The sequence below is a fragment of the 'Nostoc azollae' 0708 genome, from assembly GCF_000196515.1.
Lineage (GTDB): Bacteria > Cyanobacteriota > Cyanobacteriia > Cyanobacteriales > Nostocaceae > Trichormus_B > Trichormus_B azollae.
In genome coordinates, this window is sequence record NC_014248.1 from 1,601,329 (window position 1) to 1,621,318 (window position 19,990).

At 38.5% G+C, this 19,990-nt stretch carries 16 protein-coding genes and 7 pseudogenes; 13 read left to right on the plus strand and 10 right to left on the minus strand.

Annotated elements, in window-relative coordinates; translation table 11 throughout:
- Nucleotides 1-94: 94 nt before the first annotated feature.
- Nucleotides 95-2,058: pseudogene (locus AAZO_RS07315) on the minus strand (ABC transporter ATP-binding/substrate-binding protein).
- 93 nt (nucleotides 2,059-2,151) lie between these two features.
- A pseudogene (locus AAZO_RS07320) lies at nucleotides 2,152-2,421 on the minus strand (ABC transporter permease subunit); the annotation flags it as partial.
- A 175-nt stretch (nucleotides 2,422-2,596) separates the two neighbouring features.
- On the opposite strand from AAZO_RS07320, the pseudogene AAZO_RS07325 reads away from it, so the two are divergent.
- The 3 pseudogenes from AAZO_RS07325 to AAZO_RS07335 all read left to right on the plus strand — a co-directional run.
- Nucleotides 2,597-3,541, plus strand: a pseudogene (locus tag AAZO_RS07325) (CmpA/NrtA family ABC transporter substrate-binding protein); the annotation flags it as partial.
- Nucleotides 3,542-3,578: 37 nt separating this feature from the next.
- A pseudogene (locus tag AAZO_RS07330) lies at nucleotides 3,579-4,148 on the plus strand (ABC transporter permease subunit); the annotation flags it as partial.
- A 74-nt stretch (nucleotides 4,149-4,222) separates the two neighbouring features.
- Nucleotides 4,223-5,249: pseudogene (locus AAZO_RS07335) on the plus strand (IS701 family transposase).
- Between the two features lie 901 nt (nucleotides 5,250-6,150).
- Here the strand turns inward: AAZO_RS07335 and AAZO_RS07340 are convergent.
- The 7 genes from AAZO_RS07340 to AAZO_RS42365 form a co-directional block, all read right to left on the minus strand.
- Complete coding sequence (locus AAZO_RS07340; protein WP_013190746.1) at nucleotides 6,151-6,342, minus strand: hypothetical protein; 192 nt, start codon at nucleotides 6,340-6,342, stop codon at nucleotides 6,151-6,153.
- 367 nt (nucleotides 6,343-6,709) lie between these two features.
- Nucleotides 6,710-7,000 (minus strand): hypothetical protein, encoded by a 291-nt coding sequence (locus AAZO_RS37345; protein ID WP_228371556.1) that lies wholly within the window; start codon nucleotides 6,998-7,000, stop codon nucleotides 6,710-6,712.
- Between the two features lie 61 nt (nucleotides 7,001-7,061).
- Nucleotides 7,062-7,217 carry a hypothetical protein gene (locus AAZO_RS37350; protein WP_228371557.1) on the minus strand — a complete coding sequence of 52 codons (156 nt, stop codon included), beginning with the start codon at nucleotides 7,215-7,217 and terminating at the stop codon, nucleotides 7,062-7,064.
- 889 nt (nucleotides 7,218-8,106) lie between these two features.
- Nucleotides 8,107-8,820: a rubrerythrin family protein gene (locus AAZO_RS07350; RefSeq protein ID WP_013190747.1), complete on the minus strand. Its 714-nt coding sequence runs from the start codon at nucleotides 8,818-8,820 to the stop codon at nucleotides 8,107-8,109.
- A 223-nt stretch (nucleotides 8,821-9,043) separates the two neighbouring features.
- Nucleotides 9,044-9,286 carry a hypothetical protein gene (locus tag AAZO_RS42355; protein ID WP_338027076.1) on the minus strand — a complete coding sequence of 81 codons (243 nt, stop codon included), beginning with the start codon at nucleotides 9,284-9,286 and terminating at the stop codon, nucleotides 9,044-9,046.
- 21 nt (nucleotides 9,287-9,307) lie between these two features.
- Nucleotides 9,308-9,673, minus strand: a complete 366-nt coding sequence (locus AAZO_RS42360; protein WP_338027177.1) for an oxidoreductase — start codon at nucleotides 9,671-9,673, stop codon at nucleotides 9,308-9,310.
- Nucleotides 9,674-9,825: 152 nt separating this feature from the next.
- A complete protein-coding gene (locus AAZO_RS42365) occupies nucleotides 9,826-9,963 on the minus strand; it encodes a hypothetical protein (RefSeq protein WP_338027077.1) in 138 nt (45 codons plus the stop codon).
- A 309-nt stretch (nucleotides 9,964-10,272) separates the two neighbouring features.
- On the opposite strand from AAZO_RS42365, the gene AAZO_RS07360 reads away from it, so the two are divergent.
- From AAZO_RS07360 to AAZO_RS07370, 3 genes are all read left to right on the plus strand, one after another.
- A complete protein-coding gene (locus AAZO_RS07360) occupies nucleotides 10,273-11,271 on the plus strand; it encodes a GDP-mannose 4,6-dehydratase (RefSeq protein ID WP_013190748.1) in 999 nt (332 codons plus the stop codon).
- Between the two features lie 12 nt (nucleotides 11,272-11,283).
- Entirely contained in the window at nucleotides 11,284-12,420 is a 1,137-nt protein-coding gene (locus AAZO_RS07365) for a glycosyltransferase (protein ID WP_013190749.1), read from the plus strand.
- A gap of 210 nt (nucleotides 12,421-12,630) precedes the next feature.
- Complete coding sequence (locus AAZO_RS07370; protein WP_013190750.1) at nucleotides 12,631-13,002, plus strand: hypothetical protein; 372 nt, start codon at nucleotides 12,631-12,633, stop codon at nucleotides 13,000-13,002.
- A gap of 59 nt (nucleotides 13,003-13,061) precedes the next feature.
- Here AAZO_RS07370 and AAZO_RS07375 read toward each other — a convergent pair whose 3' ends face one another.
- On the minus strand, nucleotides 13,062-13,493 hold the full coding sequence (locus tag AAZO_RS07375) for a hypothetical protein (protein WP_013190751.1): 432 nt from the start codon (nucleotides 13,491-13,493) through the stop codon (nucleotides 13,062-13,064).
- 298 nt (nucleotides 13,494-13,791) lie between these two features.
- Here AAZO_RS07375 and AAZO_RS37355 point away from each other — a divergent pair, with 298 nt between their 5' ends.
- From AAZO_RS37355 to AAZO_RS07410, 7 genes and pseudogenes are all read left to right on the plus strand, one after another.
- Entirely contained in the window at nucleotides 13,792-13,983 is a 192-nt protein-coding gene (locus AAZO_RS37355) for a hypothetical protein (RefSeq protein WP_013190752.1), read from the plus strand.
- A 213-nt stretch (nucleotides 13,984-14,196) separates the two neighbouring features.
- A complete protein-coding gene (locus AAZO_RS07385; protein WP_013190753.1) occupies nucleotides 14,197-16,317 on the plus strand; it encodes a pentapeptide repeat-containing protein in 2,121 nt (706 codons plus the stop codon).
- 166 nt (nucleotides 16,318-16,483) lie between these two features.
- Nucleotides 16,484-16,982: pseudogene (locus tag AAZO_RS07390) on the plus strand (hypothetical protein).
- Nucleotides 16,983-17,429: 447 nt separating this feature from the next.
- Nucleotides 17,430-17,840, plus strand: a complete 411-nt coding sequence (locus tag AAZO_RS07395) for a pentapeptide repeat-containing protein (protein WP_041639640.1) — start codon at nucleotides 17,430-17,432, stop codon at nucleotides 17,838-17,840.
- A gap of 82 nt (nucleotides 17,841-17,922) precedes the next feature.
- Nucleotides 17,923-18,351: a DUF1636 domain-containing protein gene (locus AAZO_RS07400; protein ID WP_013190754.1), complete on the plus strand. Its 429-nt coding sequence runs from the start codon at nucleotides 17,923-17,925 to the stop codon at nucleotides 18,349-18,351.
- Nucleotides 18,352-18,435: 84 nt separating this feature from the next.
- Complete coding sequence (locus AAZO_RS07405) at nucleotides 18,436-19,185, plus strand: cobalt-precorrin-6A reductase (protein ID WP_013190755.1); 750 nt, start codon at nucleotides 18,436-18,438, stop codon at nucleotides 19,183-19,185.
- A 207-nt stretch (nucleotides 19,186-19,392) separates the two neighbouring features.
- Nucleotides 19,393-19,858: pseudogene (locus AAZO_RS07410) on the plus strand (phosphate-starvation-inducible PsiE family protein).
- Nucleotides 19,859-19,990: the final 132 nt, after the last annotated feature.

The following is a 19,990-nucleotide window of genomic DNA, read 5'->3' on the forward strand; positions in this document are numbered from 1 at the left end:
AAGTCAGGAGTCAGGAGTAAACCTCTCTTGCTATCTAGGTTTCAATTTAGATTTTGTACCTCATTGATCTGCAATCTGCTGTATTTTGAATTGATTAAGCTGCTATTTTTCTGGGAGTATCAAGAACCACTTCCGCCACAGAAAAATCGCGTTTAAGTTCTAAACTGGTGAGATAGGCAAAAGGATCATCAGCGTTGAAGGGTTTACCATCAAATAATTGAATAGATTGATGAGTGTAACTGATATCTAAACCTAGTTCTCTAGCAGCGGTGCTAAACACACCAACTCGACAAACTCTTTCCACAATTTCCACCTAGTTACGAGGAAAGGGAGTTTCACCCCACCGTGGTAACTGTGTCATAATCCAAATTTGCTCAGTACGACTGGGGGGCTTAATAGCAGATGTAGCTTAAAATTGATGAGATGATCGGCATACTCCCGCATGGGATGATCTAAATTGCAAGTATTTACACCATCTGGATCTTCAATTTGGATAAAATCAATGTCGGTACTAACATATTCTCGACCGGCTAAAACTTGTCTGACTTCTTGGGAATCGTTGGAATCAGCACAATATTGACAAGCTTCTAATAAAGCCTTAGTTAAGGCAATATGAGTGTTTCGATAATTATTAGCCCAGTCTTCCCGTACACCTAAAACCTTACCAGGATGCCCTAACCAAACTCCTAAATCTGTGGCAATTGTAAAACCTGAACCTTCTATTGCGGCGCGATAGTTCCAAGGTTCACCTACACAATAACCGTCAATAGTCCCGCATCAAAATCAGGAGCAATTGCTCCTGCTGCTAACCAATAACGAAGGAGTAAATTGTACATGCATGCTGGATGTACTACACCCACATTCTATGCATTTGATAGCGGGTTTTGAGAACGTATTTTTTGAAGTCGAAAATACTATGTACACCTTCTTCATAAAATCTTTTTGCTAGGGTAATGGCGTTACTGTTGCGAGTCATGGTTAAGGAGGTACTGGTAAGGGTTGGTTTTTGTTACCTCCTAATGATAGCCACATAGGCATTCCTGATGGCATTTGGGCTGCATCTAAATAACCACCGGACTACGATCCACAATACCGCGCCAGTTACTTTATCTGACTAAGGAAACTTCATCTAAACGATCTTTGGTAAAGAAGCCTTTTTCTTTGGCTATGGCTAGGGGCGCACAAACAGTTATGGGTAAGAGACCAATTTCTAAATTTACTTTTTCTAAACCATGACGGGCTATACCTGGTGTTTTTCTTGCCCGTAATTTTTTGATACGTTTTTGTTGGTCGAGAAAATAAATCATTTGACTCCGCAAACTGTAGTAACTGGGATGTTCTACAACTTCCATGCGTTTACGGGGTCTAGGAATATCTACTTCTAAAATGTGACTAATTTTAGATTCTGGTCCATTGGTCAACATCACAATTCTCTCAGATAACAAAACGGCCTCGTCTACGTCGTGTGTCATCATGATTGCTGTGACTTCGTTTTCTTCGCAGATTTGCATTAATTGTTCTTGCAAGTTACCCCGAGTCAGTGCGTCTAAAGCACCGAAGGGGTGGTCTAATAGTAATAGTTTAGGACGAATTGCCAAAGCCGGTACGATCACAACCGGTTGCTTTTGTCCACGAGATAACATTCCTGGTTGTTTGTCAGCATGGGGACGTAAACGCACCATATCTCTATGTATGTCTGTCGATTATGGCTTTACGTTCGGCAGCTGGCATCCCATTTAAGACTGAATCTACAGCCAAGGCTATATTTTCTCTGACAGTTCGCCAAGGCAAAAGAGAATAGTTTTAAAACACCACCATTCTATCTAGCCCAGGTTTTTTAATCCTTTGACCTTCCAAAGTGACTAAAACCTCACTGGGCAAATCTAAACCAGCAATCATCTTTAAAAGATTAGATCTACCACAACCAGAGTGACCAATAAGAGAAATAAATTCACCCTTCTTGATTTCTAAGTTAATCCCTTTAAGGGCGATATATTGACCGCTACTGGTTAATTCAAAGACCTTATCAATTTTATCGACAGCAATAAATACAGACATATTTTTAGATTTTGTATTTCGTATTTTAATTGGTAATTGGTGATTGGTAATACTGTTTCCAGTACCCAGTAACCAGTACCCAGTCTCCAGCCCCTATTTTTGTTCTGGTAAAATCCAGTTTTGTAGTGCAGCCATGAGTTTATATAAGATTAGACCGACAACACCGATATAAACTAGAGCCAAAATAACTTCACTAAAGTTGTTATTGTGATAAGTATCCCAGATAAAAAAGCCAATTCCCACAATCCGGGACATGACGATTTCTACTGCAATAATTGCTAACCGAGCTAAACCTATCCCAATTCTCAAACCAGTGAAAATGTATGTTAATGGTGAAGGAATAAGAATTTTGAAAAAGTATTCTAGGAGTTACGCATTGACAAAAAAACTCATATCTGAGTATTAGATAGCACCAGTATTGATAAGATTTTCCACAATGTAGTCGCGCACAACTAAAGTGAATAAGTTCCTTTCCAATTCATACCAATTAGAAATTATATTTTCAGAGCACGTTTTTTCTAAACGAACAAATGCTTGATATGTTTTGTGTCAATTAATTACACATGGTAATGGAATTGCGATCGCTAACAAACATCTAGGGAAAGGTATTAGCTTAAAACTTGATGGCGCTAAACCTCTATTAGCCCAACTTAAATCCTCCATACCTTTCACCGCAGCTTTTACCTTTCCCCACGTTAACCAAGATTTATCGATTCGCTATTGGTTATCCGTAAGTAGAATTGATCCAGATGCAGATGTCAAATTGTTAACAGTACCAGCACCACAAACTGTCGCCAACATAAAAACCGGGACAATAGACGCTTCGAGTACCGGTGACCCCTGGCCATTTTGCCTTGTTAACGACAAAATTGGCTTCATGACCGCATTAACAGCGGAAATTTGGAAAAATCATCCCGAAGAATATTTTGCCATGACAGGAGATTGGGTTGATCAACATCCCAAAGCCACAAAAGCCCTACTCAAAGGTATCATGGAAGCCCAGCAATAGCTAGATAATTTTGATAACCGCAAAGAAGCAGCCGAAATTCTTGCTGCTAAAAAATATTTTGGTTTATCTTCACCAGAAGTTCTTGTAGATCCCTATCAAGGTAAATATGACATGGGTGATGGTCGCAAAATTGATGATAAATCAATGGATCCTTACTAATGGAAAGATTAAAAAAGCAGTGTTTCTTATCCCTACCAAAGTCATGATTTATGGTTTATAATTGAAAATGTGCTTTGGGTATTCTGACCAAGAGATTACATTGCTGATGGTGGTGCTAAAGCCAGAGAATTGATCAAAAAAGTTAACCGCGAAGATCTTTGGAAAGAAGCTGGTAAAGAACTAGGAATACCTGCGGCTGATATCCCAACTAGTACATCTCCTGGAGTAGAAAAATTTTTTCATAGCGTTAAATTTGATCCAGAAAAACCAGAGGAATATCTCAATAGTTTGAAAATCAAAGAAGCCGGTGTTTAGTGATTAATAATTAGTAAATTTGAGGATAATAACATCCATGACTTTAGCTCATAAATCTTCCACAAGCCATAAAGTTGATAATAGCTTTTTATCAAGTTTGCAAAAGCAATTTCCTGAACTTGTCACTCCAGTTATTGCCCTCCTGATATTCTTGACGATTTGGCAATTATTCTCTTGGACTCCAGGAGCGACTTTAGCAGGACCCATACAGGTTATTCAAGACACCTGGAAATTAATTTTGTATCCATTCTATGATAAAGGTGGTACTGAGGAAGGATTATTCTGGCAGATTTGGGGTAGTTTACAACGGGTTGCTATTAGCTATAGCTAAGCGGCAGTTGTGGGTATTGGTCCGGGGGTTTTAATCAGTGTAAATAAAACCATGTCCAAGGCTTTAGACCCTCTATTTCAGTTATTAATAACTGTACCACCTTTGGCTTGGGTTCCTATTTATCTAGCACCTTTAAGAGATAATAAACCACCAGCATTATTCATAATTTTCATTACTGCTTGGCTGATTTTAATCAAGACTGCTGTTGGTGTAACTCAAATTCCTCAAGACTATAAAAACATTGCTAAAGTTCTCCAACTTAGCCGCAAAGAATATAGGACTTACGCATTGACAAAGTAGCAAAATAGTGTAGGGATAAAAAATGTTATCTACTTAGCAGGTATGGGAGAATTAGAGAAATGACTAAACCTTCTACAGCAGAATGCAATCTGGAACATTACACTCTGTTTTTGCTATCAGAACCAAAGCATCGGGGACGTTGTAGATTGGGAGAGATGTTTGAAAACGTTTCACATGACAGTGTGAATAGATTATTGCTCAGAGAGAAGATAGGAACCGAAATATTTATTCGATACAGTAAAGAAGATCATAAATATACTATGAGGGATTTCAAGTGTAGATAACACAGTAGTATAAAAATTGTATAGTGACCCAAAACATTCAGAATTAATCAGTTATTCTTGGTCTGGGAAATATCATAAGACCAGGAAAGGAATAAATTTAATCACACTGTACTACAGTGATGTGTATGGAAATTCAGTACCAATAAATTACAGAATATATGAGAAGAAGGAGGGAAAGACGAAGAACGATTGTTGTCGGGAAATGCTCAAGGAAGTGATTGATTGGGGTATAAAACCAAGAATAGTTACAGGAGACAGTTGGTATTCAGGGGTAGAAAGCTGAAAATTTTCGAAAAACCAGAAATTGGGTTTTCTATTTGGGATTGACAGAAGTAGAACCGTATCAAATAAACTGGAAAACTATTGTCTATTAAGGAGTTTAGGAATTCTTGATGAAGGTTTGATAACTCATTTGAGAGCATTTCGATTGATCAAACTGTTTAGACAAGACTTCAAAAAAGAAGACTCTAGAGACTATATAGTCTATCTACCAGATGAAGAAGCTCTCAATCAAATCACCAAAAGTGAATTTGTAACAATTCATAATAATCATTGGGGGATTGAAAGTTTTCATAGAGCCATCAAACAAGTATGTGGAATTTGTCGACTTATGGTTAGAGATAGCCAAGGAATTGAAACACAGATATTTTGTTCACTTCAAGCATTTGTTCGTTTAGAAATAATGCGCTCTGAAAACATAATTTCCAATTGGTATGAATTGCAAAGGAACTTATTCACTTTAGTTGTACGCGACTACATTGTGGAAAATCTTATCAGTACTGATGCTGCTTAATACCTATGGACGAGTTTTTTTGTCAATGCGTAACTCCTAGAATATTAGATTGGATATATAAGCAAAAATTTATAATGGCGGCTTAATTTTGAGGAAACTTTCTAATATATATTTTTTAGTTGATAATAATGATTACCTTGAGGTTATGATACCCGTAGTCATTGATTTAGTTAATTACATAACAAACGCATAAGATAGATAAATTCGATGTTAACCATAGAGTAATGTCTTTATCCATAGGTGAATCTTATGACGAAGATAAGTTTACCCCAAACGGGTAAAACTTGGACTTATGTCATACTGATAGCGTAGCGTGGCGTAAGTCATGTGTAATATAGTGCAGCTTATCCCTTCGGGACACTGCGTGAACTCGGAGCATGCCTTAGGCTCTAGTGCAGTACGGCGTAAATAAACCAACCATTCTAAATCTCTGAAAAGCTCACGCCATATACATTCTGAATTTTTGCGGAGCGTCTCCGAAGGAGATATCCTGTTAGCTTAGCTCTTCTGAAAGAAGCATTTTGAATTCACAGCGGTACTAGTATCTCGGAGATTCTTCACTATCTCTTTCAGAGACGCTCCGCGAAAGTTCAGAATCACACTTTTAAACCGTTTTTAGTATAAGCGGCGATATTCACCAGAATATAATACTAAAATAATCCAAGTTGCCTTTTGCCCTTTTGCACTCTGTGGGAAGGCGAAGCGCCTACATGGGGGAAACGACACCACTTGCTTTATGCCGGGAAACCCATCCACCGCAGTAGCTCTCGAAGACTGTGCTGGTTCACCTCTTGCCTTTTGCCTGTCATAACGACAATTTTTAACGCTAACCTACTTGTACCTGGTCATCAATTTGGATTTTTTTATGAGAACTAGTTTTAGTAGTCAAAGAAGAACTGCGCTAGGTAATTTTTACTGTTTCAATATCAGAAAGTGGTAATTCAATTACTCCTTGAGAGAATATATTTCGTTGTCGCAAGATAATTTGACCAAGTGCAGAATTGAAATGGCAGGTTATTACTTCATGGCAATTATCAATATCTAAGATTAAAATACTAATAAATAAACCTAATATCAAACAAAAAACAATCATTTCCCAGCCAGCAAAAATAGATAAAAATACCTTCTAAAGTTGTCAGGATTCAGGTTTAAGGAAGAGGGATTAAAGAAAATCTATGGAAAGCAGAGTGAACCATGACTTTCATAGGTTGGTCAAAAAACTCAATTAGAGGAAGTGCTTGACGGCGAAAAGTTTGTATAACCGTCAATAAATTGACAGGATGTTGGAATAGCTCCAGAGAAAGAGAACCACCACAGACTTTTCGTTGTTTCAGTGCTAAACCTAACCTTGGTTCAGCTAAATTATGATCAAGGTCTATTGCCTAAGGAAGGTAAAAGTTTACCAGGTTCCCCTGGGGCTTGATCAATGAATGAATGGAAGATTCAACTTTTGGTTGAAACTAGGATAGGCAAGTCAAGAATTCATGAAGGTTTTGGGTTTGTTGGAATAAAGGGTAGTTTTTAAAACCTTCATCTATGAGGTCCATGAATTTTGTGCCAATTTCTTGGTGATTGAAGCCAGGAATCTTGATTAGTGTCTTGAAGTGACGGGGTAGATGTGCCTGACATTTCTGTTGAGCTGTGACCGCATAACCGTTATAGGCAGTAAAGTCATCAGAACTGAGTACATCAGAGTAACTTGAACCCACAATGGATTCTAATTCGCCAGGACAAGGAGTATCAGGACCCATAAAATCAAGGGAAGTCACTATTGGCAAAAATCCATAACTATTGTTTCACCCCTTTGACTACTCAGGGTGTTTCATCCCCAAGGATATGAGGCTGGGTTTGTTTTATCCACTGTTTGAGGCTATGAATACTTTGAGCCACTGGACCATCTATTCCTTCATTGGTACCTACTAATGTTCCCACTCCAATTTCTATTTGACCCAGTTCCCACAACAACAAGTGTTGTTTTTCATAGGCTCAATGGCCCTAGTTATTGATCCATCCCAAAAAAGCTTGTCCTGTGATTCCTATATTTTGTCCCAGTACTATCTCTGGTGACCACTGTGGCCTTTGTGTTGCCCCACATACACTGCACATCCACGTATATCTTTCATATTCTACTATTTTGGATTGGCCTGTCCACCAAGTCCCCTACTTGTTGTGTTTGGATTTTTATTGGTTCGCCAAACAATTGCCCCTGACCTCACCATCCACACACTTGCCGTCCCACTATCTCAAATTTATTCTATCTACTCCACCAAACCCCTTTCTCCTTTTTCCCCTATGCCCTCGTTGTCCTCCTGGTTTCCATTTTGGTGTCTGGTTTTCTTCTGGTTTCTCTTGTTGTTTGTTCTCGGTTTTTTGGAGGATGTCTCCCGACGGTGATTTGGATCATGTTATGGTCTCTAAATCTCTACTGACTTTGAGTTTCTCTATTTCTTTTTCCAGTTCTACTACTCTATTTGTTAGGTTCTCTATACTTTGTCCCCTGGTCAATAATGATTTCTACCAGTTGCTCTGTTGCCAACTGCTTCAATATCTCTCTGTCTAGTTTTGGTGGCAGCTTCTTTTCCATAACTGCTATATTCTGCCTCTCCTATCACACTTGTCAATACTCCACCACCTGAGTCCTTACCCTAAAACAGGAGTAAAGGAATGATAGAATATATCTGGTGTTGAAGAATCTTCGAGTCTGTATTGTATATTTTTCTTATTTTTTGCTGCATGCATATTTATTTCTCTGTTCAGAAATACAATCCAGTTAATAGAAACTAAAAAAATACCCCTTCCGTATTTTATAGATTATCACGAAAGAGGGATTTAAATTAATTAAAATTTGGCTGTTACCTTAAGCAGGAACTTTTGTTTCCAGTGGGTTAAAAGTCTTTTTAGTCGCACCGCAAATAGGACAACTCCAATCATCGGGAATTTGTGCAAAAGGTGTATCAGGTGCAATTCCCGAATCAGGATCACCAACAACGGGATCATAAATCATGCTGCATTGTCTACAAATCCATTTTTGAGTTTGAGGATCTTCACCTGCTACTCTGCTTACAGCTTGTCCTCCATTTAATACTTCTAATGCTTCGGTGTAACGATCTGCGTGGTAATTTTCGATGAATTTTAATAACCCAAAACGGTGTGCTGCGGCGCGGAATGTGTTAGCGTGGTCGCTAGATTCTTGGGCTTGTTTAAGAAATTCTTCAGCTGCTGGATTGTCTCTGTCCTTTTGAGCAGCAGCAGCAAATTCAGGATACATTGTAGTATATTCATAGGTTTCACCTTCAATTGCTAAAGACAAACAGCGAGATACTATTTCCCGTCTTTGTTGATCAGTTAAACTAGCGGCATCTTTCACAACTAGTTCTGGATGTAATAACTCGAAATGTGCAAAAGCGTGTTCAGTTTCTTGATCTGCTGTTTCTTTAAAAAGTCTTGCTAAGTCTGAAAAACCCAGTTGACGTGCTACATTTGCAAAGAACAGATATTTGCGATTTGCCATCGATTCACCACCGAAAGCAGATTCTAAGTTCTGGAGTGTAGTAAAATTTGACGAATCCATATTTTTGTGTGCCTGCGAAGTGATACTTAATGGAAAAAACAGACTTTCAAACTAGCATAGATGATTTATTTTTTTTGAAAAAGATACTAAATAGGTTTTATACAACCTATTATGATTCATCTTTTAATCACGTGGTTTGTTAGCTGCCCTCGACAATTATAAAACTGAAAACTTTGGTTAGCTTATGATTTTTCACAGGAATCGAGATAAATTTGTGAAGATTCTAAGATTCTAAGAAGGGATAATCTGTATATCCTGTAGCATCTGGAGTGTAAAATATTTTCTGGTCTGGGCTATTCAATTGGGCGTTAAGTTGCAAGGGTTTTGGTAAATCTGGATTGGAGATAAATAGCTTGCCAAAAGATACTAAATCTGGATTACCTTCTCCAAGAATCTGATCATAGCCACTGTTAGCAATGATTGTGCCTTGGTAAATGGGGCTAAACTGAGTAATTACAGGATTCAACAGACAGGTAGCTAAATCAATTTAATTGGCTTCCATCAAATGCAAATAGGCTAGTCCAAAGGAGTTAATTCCCTGAATTACATAACCAAAAGTTGCTAGAGGATTGCTATCTTGCATCGCGTAAGATGTATTACTAAGTGAAAGTTTAATACCGATGGGCTCACCTCCCCAAACTTTAGCCACAGCAGTGACCACATCCAATAGAAACCTGCTGCGGTTTTCAATTGAACCACGATATTCATCAGTACGTTGCTTAGAACCATCTTGTAAAAATCGGTCAATTAAATAACCAAAAGCACCGTGTAGTTCCACACTATCAAAACCAGCTAATAAAGAATTTTTTGCCCCTTGCCGGAATTGCTCAACTATTTCAAGGATCTCCTCGATTTACAATTGGTATTTAGTATCTAATTATACTTTATTAATCAGTTTATGTAATGAACCCACTGCTGCGATCACACTGGGAGAAACAGGCAACTATCCCCCTAACAAAAATGAGTGGGAAATCCTGCCAGATTGCTATACATGAACAACATCTGTTACCAGTTGTCATTCTCCCACCTGTCATCTGAATATTTACCCTGGTCACTCATGTAACCTAAACTCATTGGAGATACCATTGTCCATTCTGTGACAATTACCCCTGCACTAGCGCGTTGAGGATAATAAGTCGCCATCAGCGAGTTGGAATGCTATCAATCGTCCTTAACCGAGTTATAAGAGCTATGAAAATCAGATTAGGTAGAATATATGGTTAATATATAGTTTAAGTGGAACAGGTGTAAACAGATTTTGCTTGCTATCCATTTAATCATATCTTTAAGGAGATACTGTCAAATTCAATATACTCGTAAATCTTTAATAAATGTTTGATAAAATTCCGAAATCTCACCACTGGAAAAGCCAATTTCTCTGTAAAAATAATACTAAATATACTAGATACATAATTTCCCTAAACTAAAACTGTCATATCAAAAACCATATCTATGACAAAAACAGCGCTAATCACTGGCATTACAGGTCAAGATGGCTACTATCTCAGTCATTTACTTCTTAACCAAAATTACCGAGTCGTAGGCTTGGTGCCTCCTCACCGACAACCTAATTTGTCAAAATTGGGAGAGCTGGCAGATAAAGTAGAAATTTATACTGTTGATTTAAGAGATAGTGCGGGTTTATTCACTGCTGTTGAACAACTACAACCCCAGGAAATTTATAATTTAGCTGCTCCCAGTTTCGTTCCCGATTCCTGGCATGATCCTTTGGGAACACTCGAGCTCATCACGGGTACTGCTACCAGATTATTAGACGCAATCCGGCAAGTTGGTTTATCTACAAGGTTTTATCAAGCCAGCAGTTCAGAAATGTTTGGTAATGTAACTGTTTCTCCCCAGGATGAAGAAACTCCTTTCCGTCCTAAAAATCCCTACGCAGCCGCAAAATTACACGCTCACTGGACGATGGTACATCACCGACAGCGTTATGGTTTGTTTGCTTGTAGTGGTATTTTATATAACCATGAGTCTCCTTTACGTCCTCCTCAGTTTGTGACACGGAAAGTTTCTTTAGCAGTAGCATCAATTAAATTGGGTTTAGCCCAAACCCTGGAAATAGGTAACTTAGATGCTCAACGGGATTGGGGTTTTGCGGGAGATTACGTAAATGCAATGTGGCAAATGCTGCAGGTTGATCAACCAGAAGAATATGTAATTGGTACAGGTAAGCTCCACAGTGTTAAGGAATTAACTAGTACAGCCTTTGATGCTGTCGGACTTGATTGGGAAAAGTATGTAATTGTGAATACTAATTTATTACGAGCAGATGAACATTTTCAACTTGTAGCTAACCCTGATAAAGCTAAAAAGAACCTGGGGTGGGAACCGCAAGTTAGTTTTGAACAACTTTTAGACAATATGGTACAAAGAGATTTACACCAGTTAGAAAGTGGTAAAATTGAGCCTTTTATAGAAGTTCATAAGAAATAGTAAAACCCAAAAATGCCAATTAATAAAGTGCCAAATAATCATCTATTTGTGTTCTTAGAACTCTTTACAGTTGAAGGTGGAATTCAATCCTATATTAAGGATATTTTTCGTGTCTATCAGGGATTAAATCAAACTTGTAAAGCCGAAGTTTTCTTGTTGCGAGATAGTCCTGCTTGTATTAATATTTTCGCATCAGTAAATTTAAAGTTTCATTATTTTAAAAGCAAATCGTCCAAAATAGGTAGACTCAAATTGGCGATCGCATTAGTTCGATATCTTCTGCAAAAACGACCGCAACAAGTTTTCTGTGGTCATATTAAGTTAGCAGGACTGATACAAATTTTATGTCAGCCCTTGAGCATTTCCTATACAGTACTCACTTATGGTAAGGAGGTATGGGAACCTCTAAATAATACAGAACGACGTGCTTTAGCTTCAGCTTCAGCAATTTGGACAATTAGCCGTTATAGTCGAGATCGCGCTTGTGCTGCTAATGGTATCGACCCAAAAAAGGTACAAATGCTACCTTGTGCAATAGATGGAGAGAAGTTTACTCCTGGAGAAAAAGCACTGGAATTAATCCAAAAGTATGGTTTAAATAATGCCAAAGTATTAATGACAGTGGCGCGGTTGTGGTCTGGAGATATTTATAAAGGTGTGGATGTAACAATTAGAGCCTTACCACAGATTATCCAGGTGTTTCCAGAGGTAAAATATTTAGTGATTGGCCGTGGTAATGACCAACCAAGATTAGCCCAGTTAGCAAAAGATTTAGGTGTGAGCGATCCCCTTATCTTTGCTGGTTTTATACCTACAGAAGCATTAATGTTACACTATCGCCTAGCCGATGCCTATATTATGCCCTCCCAAGAAGGGTTTGGTATAGTTTACCTAGAAGCAATGGCTTGTGGTGTCCCAGTGTTATCTGGTGATGATGATGGCTCGGCTGACCCATTACAAGATGGTAAACTAGGATGGAGAGTACAACACCGGAATCCTGATGCAGTGGCAGCAGCTTGTATTGAAATTCTTCAAGGTCAGGATCAACGTTGTGATGGTAAATGGTTAAGAGAGCAAACGATCGCTATTTTTGGGATACAAGCTTTTCAACAACGTTTACAGCAAATGCTCCAATCAACTAATAACTAATAACTAAGTCAGGAGTCAGGAGTCAGGAGTCAGGAGTCAGGAGTCAGGAGTCAGGAGTCAGGAGTCAGGAGTCAGGAGTCAGAATATTTGAGAAATTGGTTAATTAACAAATAGGTATTTTTGGCGTTAGCCTGAAAAAGCTGACTGCTGATGGCTGATAGCTGAAAGCTTGCATAACTAAGATCAAACTAGAGTAGAAAAATTTGAGAAATGAGTCTTCAAAACTTGCAATTTAAGCTTGAAAAACTCCGTCCTTGGCTCACTTTGTTAGCAGTGGCCTGGTTATTAGCATCATTAGGTTTAGGTTGGTTGGTTAATTCCCTGCTAATTATTTTTGGATTCTTGTTAGTAACACCAGTAATAGCATTTTTCGGATTTCGTTGGTGGCTACAAAGAAACTTAGTTACTGGTCAGTGTCCCGTCTGCGCATATGAAGTAACAGGTTTAAACAACAGTCAATTGCAGTGTCAAAACTGCGGAGAACAGCTATCAGTAGAAAATAATCAATTTAGCCGCTTTGCACCAGAAGGAACAATTGATGTTACAGCAATTGAAGTCCCAGCCAAATCACTAGAAGACTGATCCGTTATCAGTTATCAGTCCTGTACTGTTACCAATCACCAATCACCAATCCCCAATTACTATTTCTTTTGTTTGGAAATAGAAAGATTATAAGTAAACTGTCCTGGGGATAGATTGCCTATAAACAGCGAATATTGCCCAAGCTCCCAAAAACCAGCAAGTTCCGGTTTATTGTCAGAGTAATTATCTGCCAACACACAAAAGCGCCCTCCAGGTCCGTCAATTAGCAGTGTTGGCTTACCCTGACTCTCAACTGTTAATCGCAAATAGGGTAGGGATTCTGTAACCTTAATTACTTGACTAGGTTGAGCAGTAATATTTCCGCAATTACTCGGCACTATTCCCCCCGAAGTACCATTGAGAACAAGGGTATCTATGGCCAGGTTTTGATTAATTTGTATGACAGGAGTTTGAGCTAAATTAGCTTGGTTAAATAGCAAACTTGTTACCACACATACGGGAACAAGGGTCAATAACCTTAAAGTCTTCATTTTAATTAATGCTCCCGACTATTGATAGAGCAATATTATTTATATATATTCTTATGATCTGCTTGACGGAAACAATCCGTTGTTGTTCCCACAGAGAAAGTATAAATTTTTCTTGTCAAATTCAACTAACTTATTAGCAAAAATTAAAATATCCTGAAGTAACGGGGAAGAAGCAGAAAAATCTTGCTGATACCCAAGTTATAATTGCCTTTTTAGCTAAAATCACTAACATAACTAGCGAATAAGAAATTTCCTTAGTGGGTTGTATAACCAGTGTTCAAGCTGAAGTAAAAAAATCATGAATCCTCAACCCGAAGAATACTTCCAGCGTCGCCTCCAAAAGCTAGAGGCTGAGATGAATTCATTTTCCCCAATCTCGTCCCAAAGAGAGAGGCAAGAACAGACACGACAGTCTGGTTTTGCCAAATTAACCTGGCATTTCCAGCGAGCACAAATTTGGTATCAGGGGTTATCAGGGAGGGATGAATAAGCTTGCCGTTGCCGGTGTAGCGATGTTCGTAGCCTTCTTGCATACTGCAAACAGTATTTAAACTTGTGGCATCGGTGATGAATCTGGCGCTGTTACCAGTGTTAGTGTATTTTGGATACCAATTTTTTGTATCTAATAGCTTTCAACGTAAGCAATAGTCTATTTTAACCGCGCCGAGATTGGCGTAAACATAAAGTCAAAGGGAATTATGCAATGACGACCCCAACTGTCAGGAGAAATATTAATCAATCAAGCCAGTCCCAAGAACCTGAAAAAGTTAATTCCCTCCCTCTGGGAACAAGACGGTTGGCCGCTTGGGCAGTCGAAATCACACTAGTAGTTGCCAGCGGGTTAGTCCCCTTTGGCATGGGCGTTTATGCCAATTCTCGCAGCGATCTTAACCGAGTACCTCTGAACCCGGTTTTGGTAGTCACAGAAAGAGCAATTGCTCGGCCTTTAGCACTACCAGTTAGTTATGGTATTAATAATGTTGCCAGTCCGACTAATTTTTTATGGACAATCGCCCTACTAGCACCTATTACCCTCTCAGGGTGGCACTTGTATTTACTGGGTAAAACTGGCAGCACCCTTCCCAAGCGTTGGTTTCGTGTCCGGGTAGTAAATGAAGAAGGTCAAACCCCTGGTTTGGGAGTTGTGGTGGTTCGTGAAGGGCTAGGACGCTGGACTGCACCAGTTTCCATTGCTTATATACTATGGCGTTACAGCTTTACCTTTCCCAACTTAGGTTTATTCACATTTTTAGCTGTCTTATTGGTGCTGGGGGAAGGAATGGGCTGGCCTTCGCAAAAACGTCGTCGTTCCTTCCATGATCAGTTAGTAGGTACATATACCATAGATGCTAGAGACATCAACAGATGGGTAAAAACTTCTCCAGAAAATACTAGTGAACAGTTACCGCTGGAAAACGTTCAGGAAGTAAGTACATGTACTCAGCCGCCTAGTCCCACAAATATAATCCGACGCAGCCCCAGTTTCACCTTATTTGTAGTCGGGCTAACGAGTATGATAGCGGTATTATCAACACTAGTTGGTACACAAATTTACATCCAAAATCAAGAAAGCTTGCGTAAGATGGAGCAAATCAACAGCCAGAAATTTCTCGAACTTGTCAAAGAACTTAATCCTAGCTCTGGAGTCACCAATGAAGAACGCCAGAGAGCAATTCTAGCATTAGGTGGTATGAATGATACACAATCAATTAAATTTCTCGTAGATTTGCTGGTGAAGGAAACTGACCCCAGCACTATAGATACTATACAGCAAGCCTTGGCCAATATTGGACCCAAAGCCATACCAGAACTAAAACGCATGAATTTGTTTCTCGCCGGAGAAGTAGAATCAGTCAGTACTTTCCGAAATATTCGGCAACAGCAGTTAAGTCTTAACCAACAGGCAATCAACAAAATTCTCTCTGTCTACACTGGCAAAGTTAAGGACATAGATTTAAGTAATGCCCAATTGGGTTCAAAAAGCTCTGAGGAAAATTCTTTATTTAAATTGGTACTGGACAATACTGATTTATCTGGAGTAGTTTTTAAATCTGCCAACCTTAACCAAGCCAGTTTAAAAGCTAGTCGCTTCCGCAGTGCTGGTGAAGATGGACGTTGGGATACTTATGATGATGCGATCGCTGATTTGAGTAAAATTCAAATGAAGCAAGCTAACCTCACTGAAGCTAATCTTAGTCGTGTATTGATGAGTCGCAGTGATTTAAGCCGTTCCATCCTCAATAAAGCCAACATGTCCCATGCTAAATTAGTGGGAACTAACCTCAGCAGTACCCAACTAATAGGTAGCGATTTGCAAAAAACAATTTTAGAAGATGCAATTCTCACAGGAGCAGACATCAGCGACGCAAAATTAATGGAAGCAGATTTGTATGCTGCTAATTTAGGTCGTGTTTCTGCCATTGGTACACAATTATCACACGCCAACTTAACCAACACAGACTGGCAAGGTGCAGACTTATCAGAAGCCTATTTAGATAATGCTAACCTCACCAATGCTAACTTTAGTGCAGCTCGTTTATTAGGTGCTGTTTTACGCTCTACCAACATGAAAAACGCCAACCTGCGGAATGCTGATTTAAGCCGTGCAGATTTACGGGGGGCAAATTTGGAAGGAGCCGATTTTCAAGGAACTATTCTCTTCCCTGGTAAACAAGACCCCAGAGATCAATTTGTCCAAACTTCCGATCTCGGTTCACAAGCAGCTATAGTCCAAGGAGTTGATTTTAGCCAAGCTAAAAATTTAGATCCCCAGCAACTAGCTTTCATTTGTACCAAGGGTGGTATTCATTCCCGTTGTCCATAGTATTTAGGTGACAGGTGATAGAGGATATGGGGTAATAGGGGGATATATTACTTCCTATCTTTTGCTTTTCGCCTATTCCCTGTTCCCTTCTTTTCCAATCACCAATCACCGTTAAGAGTAATATAGATAACATATTTATATAAATGGTGTTAGGAGCAGTACGGTAATGAAGTATCTTCAATATTTAGTTTCTGTTCTAGGAACTGCTGTGGTTTTAAGTTTGGCTATCAATAATCAACCAGTACAAGCTCAAGTCGCTTATGGTAGGTATCTATATAGGTTTTGGTCCTGCTGCTTAAGTTATGATACTCAACTGGGTGGGATTTTGGCTTTTCGCTACAAATTACTAGAAACCCCGGTTTCTTTCCGCACTCAAGCCTTAATTGGGAAAGGTACAGCAATAGTACCTACAGTTTCTTATGATCTGCCCCTCAACTGGCAAACTGATGTTTACCTAGGTGCTGGAATGGTATTAACTAGTTGTGATAGTGCTTGTCCTGTAGGTAATAAAATCAGTTTTACTTTGCAACCGGGAACTGATTATGTTGTTCCTAATAGCAATACAAGGAATGGTTTTTGTTCACACGATTATTACGTTTGATGCTTATTGCAATGGTGGAGGTACGGCTTTATCTTTCCAAGCTGGTGTGGGTTTAAGATTTTAAATAGTAAAAATATCAGAAAAAAGATCCCCAAATTTCTTCTAAATTTGGGAATATACCAATATGATGTGTGCGTTGGGTTGAGACCTTGGGAAGCCCAACACAACCAACGATTTCTAATATTGGGTTTCTTTCCTCTATCCAACCTACTTTAGAAGTAATTAAGTAAACATAATATTATGAGTAACATATTAGGGATTTTCATCACAAAGCCAGTTTCTATTTTCAATAAAAAGTTGAACGTTAACTTTGGGAGTGTCTTCACAGCACCAACCAAAGCTGGAGCAAAAGCCGCTGTTATGAATTTGTGCAATAAAACAATGGGCTATATTGTGTGGGACATCTCTGCTGAATGAGTATCTATTTAGCTTTATTTGTGATGAAATGCGGTTGCAAGAACTAGGAAATATTGAGAAATAGCAGCAGACTTTATCTAATTTCACTAGTTTTATGTTACCTGATGGGATGCCGATAGAAGAATTAAACTTAACTAACTTTTATGAAGAAAATCGGCAAGCGCGACATGCAGAAGAAGCATTATTAGTTGTCTTAAATGCTTTTGCTAAAGTGACAAAGAAAGTTTCCGAAATTAAATGGCATTCTTGTGAAAATTTTGGTGTGTGGATTTATCGATTACGTGGACAAAGATTAGATTATATTAGTAAGATTTTCTGCTTAAATTATTTGAGTCATTTAAATTTACAGAATTGTATTCTGATTCATCAAGATGTTTATACAGCGAATCTTCTAGGGGCGGATCTTCTATGGACAAATCTTGAGGAGGCAGATCTGAGAGGTAGTATTCTGGAAGGTAAAGACTTAACGAATTTGAATACAGACACAGATTCCAGCACCGTGTGACAACAGCCGATATCATCAAAAACTGTGTAAGTCAAAATGCTTGCAGTATAATTATAAATTGTGCAAATCTGCGAGGATACAGATGACTGCTGCTAATATTTCTCCAATTTCCCCTACCAGTGACACTGGTCTAGCTTCTCATAGTTTATTTGTGTGTAAAACCTGTGCCAGTGCTTGGCAAGATGGTAAGCGTATCGGTGAAAGTGGCGGTCAAAAACTTTTACAAGAAATTCAGCAAGTCGCGCAAAATTGGGATTTACGGGATGAATTCCCCATCAAAGAAGTTGAATGCATGAGTGCTTGTAACCGTTCCTGTGTCATCGCTTTTGCTGGTCAAGGTAAATTAACTTATCTATTCGGTGATTTGCCGATTGAGGGTTGTGCTGAAGCAGTGCTGGAATGTGCCAGTAAATACTACTCTCACCCTGATGGCCTCCTACCTTGGTCAGAACGCCCAGAACCTTTGGAAAAGGGTATTTTGGCAAGAATTCCGTCTTTATCACTTAATTAATTGACCTATCTCCAAACCTCTCTCCTGCGAGGAGAGAGGTTTGGAGAATGGATAAAATTCCAAAATCTAAAATCCAAGATTTCTATGTTGCGTGTTTTAATTCTAGGTGGAACAAGTGATGTAGCACAACTAGTGTCAAGAATAAATGATATTAGTGGAATTGAGGCGATCACATCATTAGCCGGTCGTACCCGTGAACCTGTTTTACCGACTGGTAATGTTCGCGTTGGTGGTTTTGGCGGTGTGACAGGTTTGGTTGAGTATTTACAGCATCAGCAAATAGATGTATTAATTGACGCTACTCATCCCTTCGCCAATCATATCTCCTGGAATGGAGCGATAGCAGCAACAGAAGCAGGTATTCCTCGATTATTAGTAAATCGTCCCCCTTGGGAAAAACTCTTAGGCGATCATTGGATAGAAGTAGAAAATATTACTAATGCAGCAGCAGCTTTAGAACATCAAGCAAAACGGGTCTTTTTGACTATTGGTAGACAAGAAATTTCTGCTTTTACCCATTTGCAAGAAATGTGGTTTTTAATGCGAATGATAGATCCGCCTCCTGCTAATGTTATTACTCCACCTGGATTTGTTTTGTGTGATCGCGGTCCCTTTAACTTAGAAAACGAAAGGGAAATTTTAACTCACCATCAAATAGATACCATTGTCAGCAAAAATAGTGGCGGTAATGCCACATATCCCAAAATTATTGCAGCGCGAGAAATGGGAATAAAAGTAGTGATGGTAAACCGTCCACCCATACCACCAGGAGAAGAAGTCCCAGATATAGAAAGTGCAGTGATGTGGTTGTTAGATAAAGTAAATCTTCAGTAGGGTGCTTTAGGCTTTAGCCTAAAGCACCTTGTTACATAAAAATCCCCATAGTCCTATATTATTTAAAGTTGAGATACTCACTGTGAATTTTTAATTTTTAATTTGTTTATTGCTTACAGTAAACATTGTGAACTTGAATTCTAATTTAACATTTTTCATTACCAATCAATAATAGAAATAGACGAATCTAGATATCCTGGAGATATTATGCCAAAGTGTATTCTTACAGAACTAAATAGTTGTTTTAAGAAACATAGAATTATCCGTAACTTAGAGATTTTTCAAGACATTATTGTTATTTCTTTGTGCGTAGGTTTATTGTGTGTCATGCTAATCAGATTAGGAGATATGTTCCTCTCCTTTTTGCATCCACTAGATTTGCGGCTAGTCACATCCGATATTTTGTTTATCTTGATACTGGTCGAATTATTTAGATTATTAGTTGATTATATCCACGAACATAGTATTTCTGTAGGTGCAGCAGTAGAAATTACAATTGTTTCTGCTTTGCGAGAAGTAATTTTACGTGGCGTGCTAGAAATTCCCCGTGATAAAATTTTTAGAATTTCTGTATTTTTATAAGTTTTAGCAGGGATTTTCATCTCTATATCCTACGATATCTCGCTTGTTTGAACAAGCTCAAATCCCTAATCAGGATACAGAAATACAGTAATAATAATATATATATATTACAAAGCATTTCGTGTATTTACTGCTTTCATCTATTTACTATTTACCTAAAAAATGCATCTACTTATTTTTAACATCCTATCCAAATTAGTTTGTAACTTTACCAAACCAGCAA

What these genes read in the sequence shown, in the direction of transcription:
- AAZO_RS07365 (WP_013190749.1), top strand. Translation starts at nt 11,284, where the DNA reads ATGCCAATTAATAAAGTGCCAAATAATCATCTATTTGTGTTCTTAGAA.
- AAZO_RS07350 (WP_013190747.1), bottom strand. Translation starts at nt 8,820, where the DNA reads ATGGATTCGTCAAATTTTACTACACTCCAGAACTTAGAATCTGCTTTC.
- AAZO_RS07400 (WP_013190754.1), top strand. Translation starts at nt 17,923, where the DNA reads ATGACTGCTGCTAATATTTCTCCAATTTCCCCTACCAGTGACACTGGT.
- AAZO_RS07370 (WP_013190750.1), top strand. Translation starts at nt 12,631, where the DNA reads ATGAGTCTTCAAAACTTGCAATTTAAGCTTGAAAAACTCCGTCCTTGG.
- AAZO_RS07385 (WP_013190753.1), top strand. Translation starts at nt 14,197, where the DNA reads ATGACGACCCCAACTGTCAGGAGAAATATTAATCAATCAAGCCAGTCC.
- AAZO_RS07375 (WP_013190751.1), bottom strand. Translation starts at nt 13,493, where the DNA reads ATGAAGACTTTAAGGTTATTGACCCTTGTTCCCGTATGTGTGGTAACA.
- AAZO_RS07395 (WP_041639640.1), top strand. Translation starts at nt 17,430, where the DNA reads ATGTTACCTGATGGGATGCCGATAGAAGAATTAAACTTAACTAACTTT.
- AAZO_RS07360 (WP_013190748.1), top strand. Translation starts at nt 10,273, where the DNA reads ATGACAAAAACAGCGCTAATCACTGGCATTACAGGTCAAGATGGCTAC.
- AAZO_RS42365 (WP_338027077.1), bottom strand. Translation starts at nt 9,963, where the DNA reads ATGGCGACTTATTATCCTCAACGCGCTAGTGCAGGGGTAATTGTCACA.
- AAZO_RS37345 (WP_228371556.1), bottom strand. Translation starts at nt 7,000, where the DNA reads ATGGGTCCTGATACTCCTTGTCCTGGCGAATTAGAATCCATTGTGGGT.
- AAZO_RS37355 (WP_013190752.1), top strand. Translation starts at nt 13,792, where the DNA reads ATGAATCCTCAACCCGAAGAATACTTCCAGCGTCGCCTCCAAAAGCTA.
- AAZO_RS07340 (WP_013190746.1), bottom strand. Translation starts at nt 6,342, where the DNA reads ATGATTGTTTTTTGTTTGATATTAGGTTTATTTATTAGTATTTTAATC.
- AAZO_RS07405 (WP_013190755.1), top strand. Translation starts at nt 18,436, where the DNA reads ATGTTGCGTGTTTTAATTCTAGGTGGAACAAGTGATGTAGCACAACTA.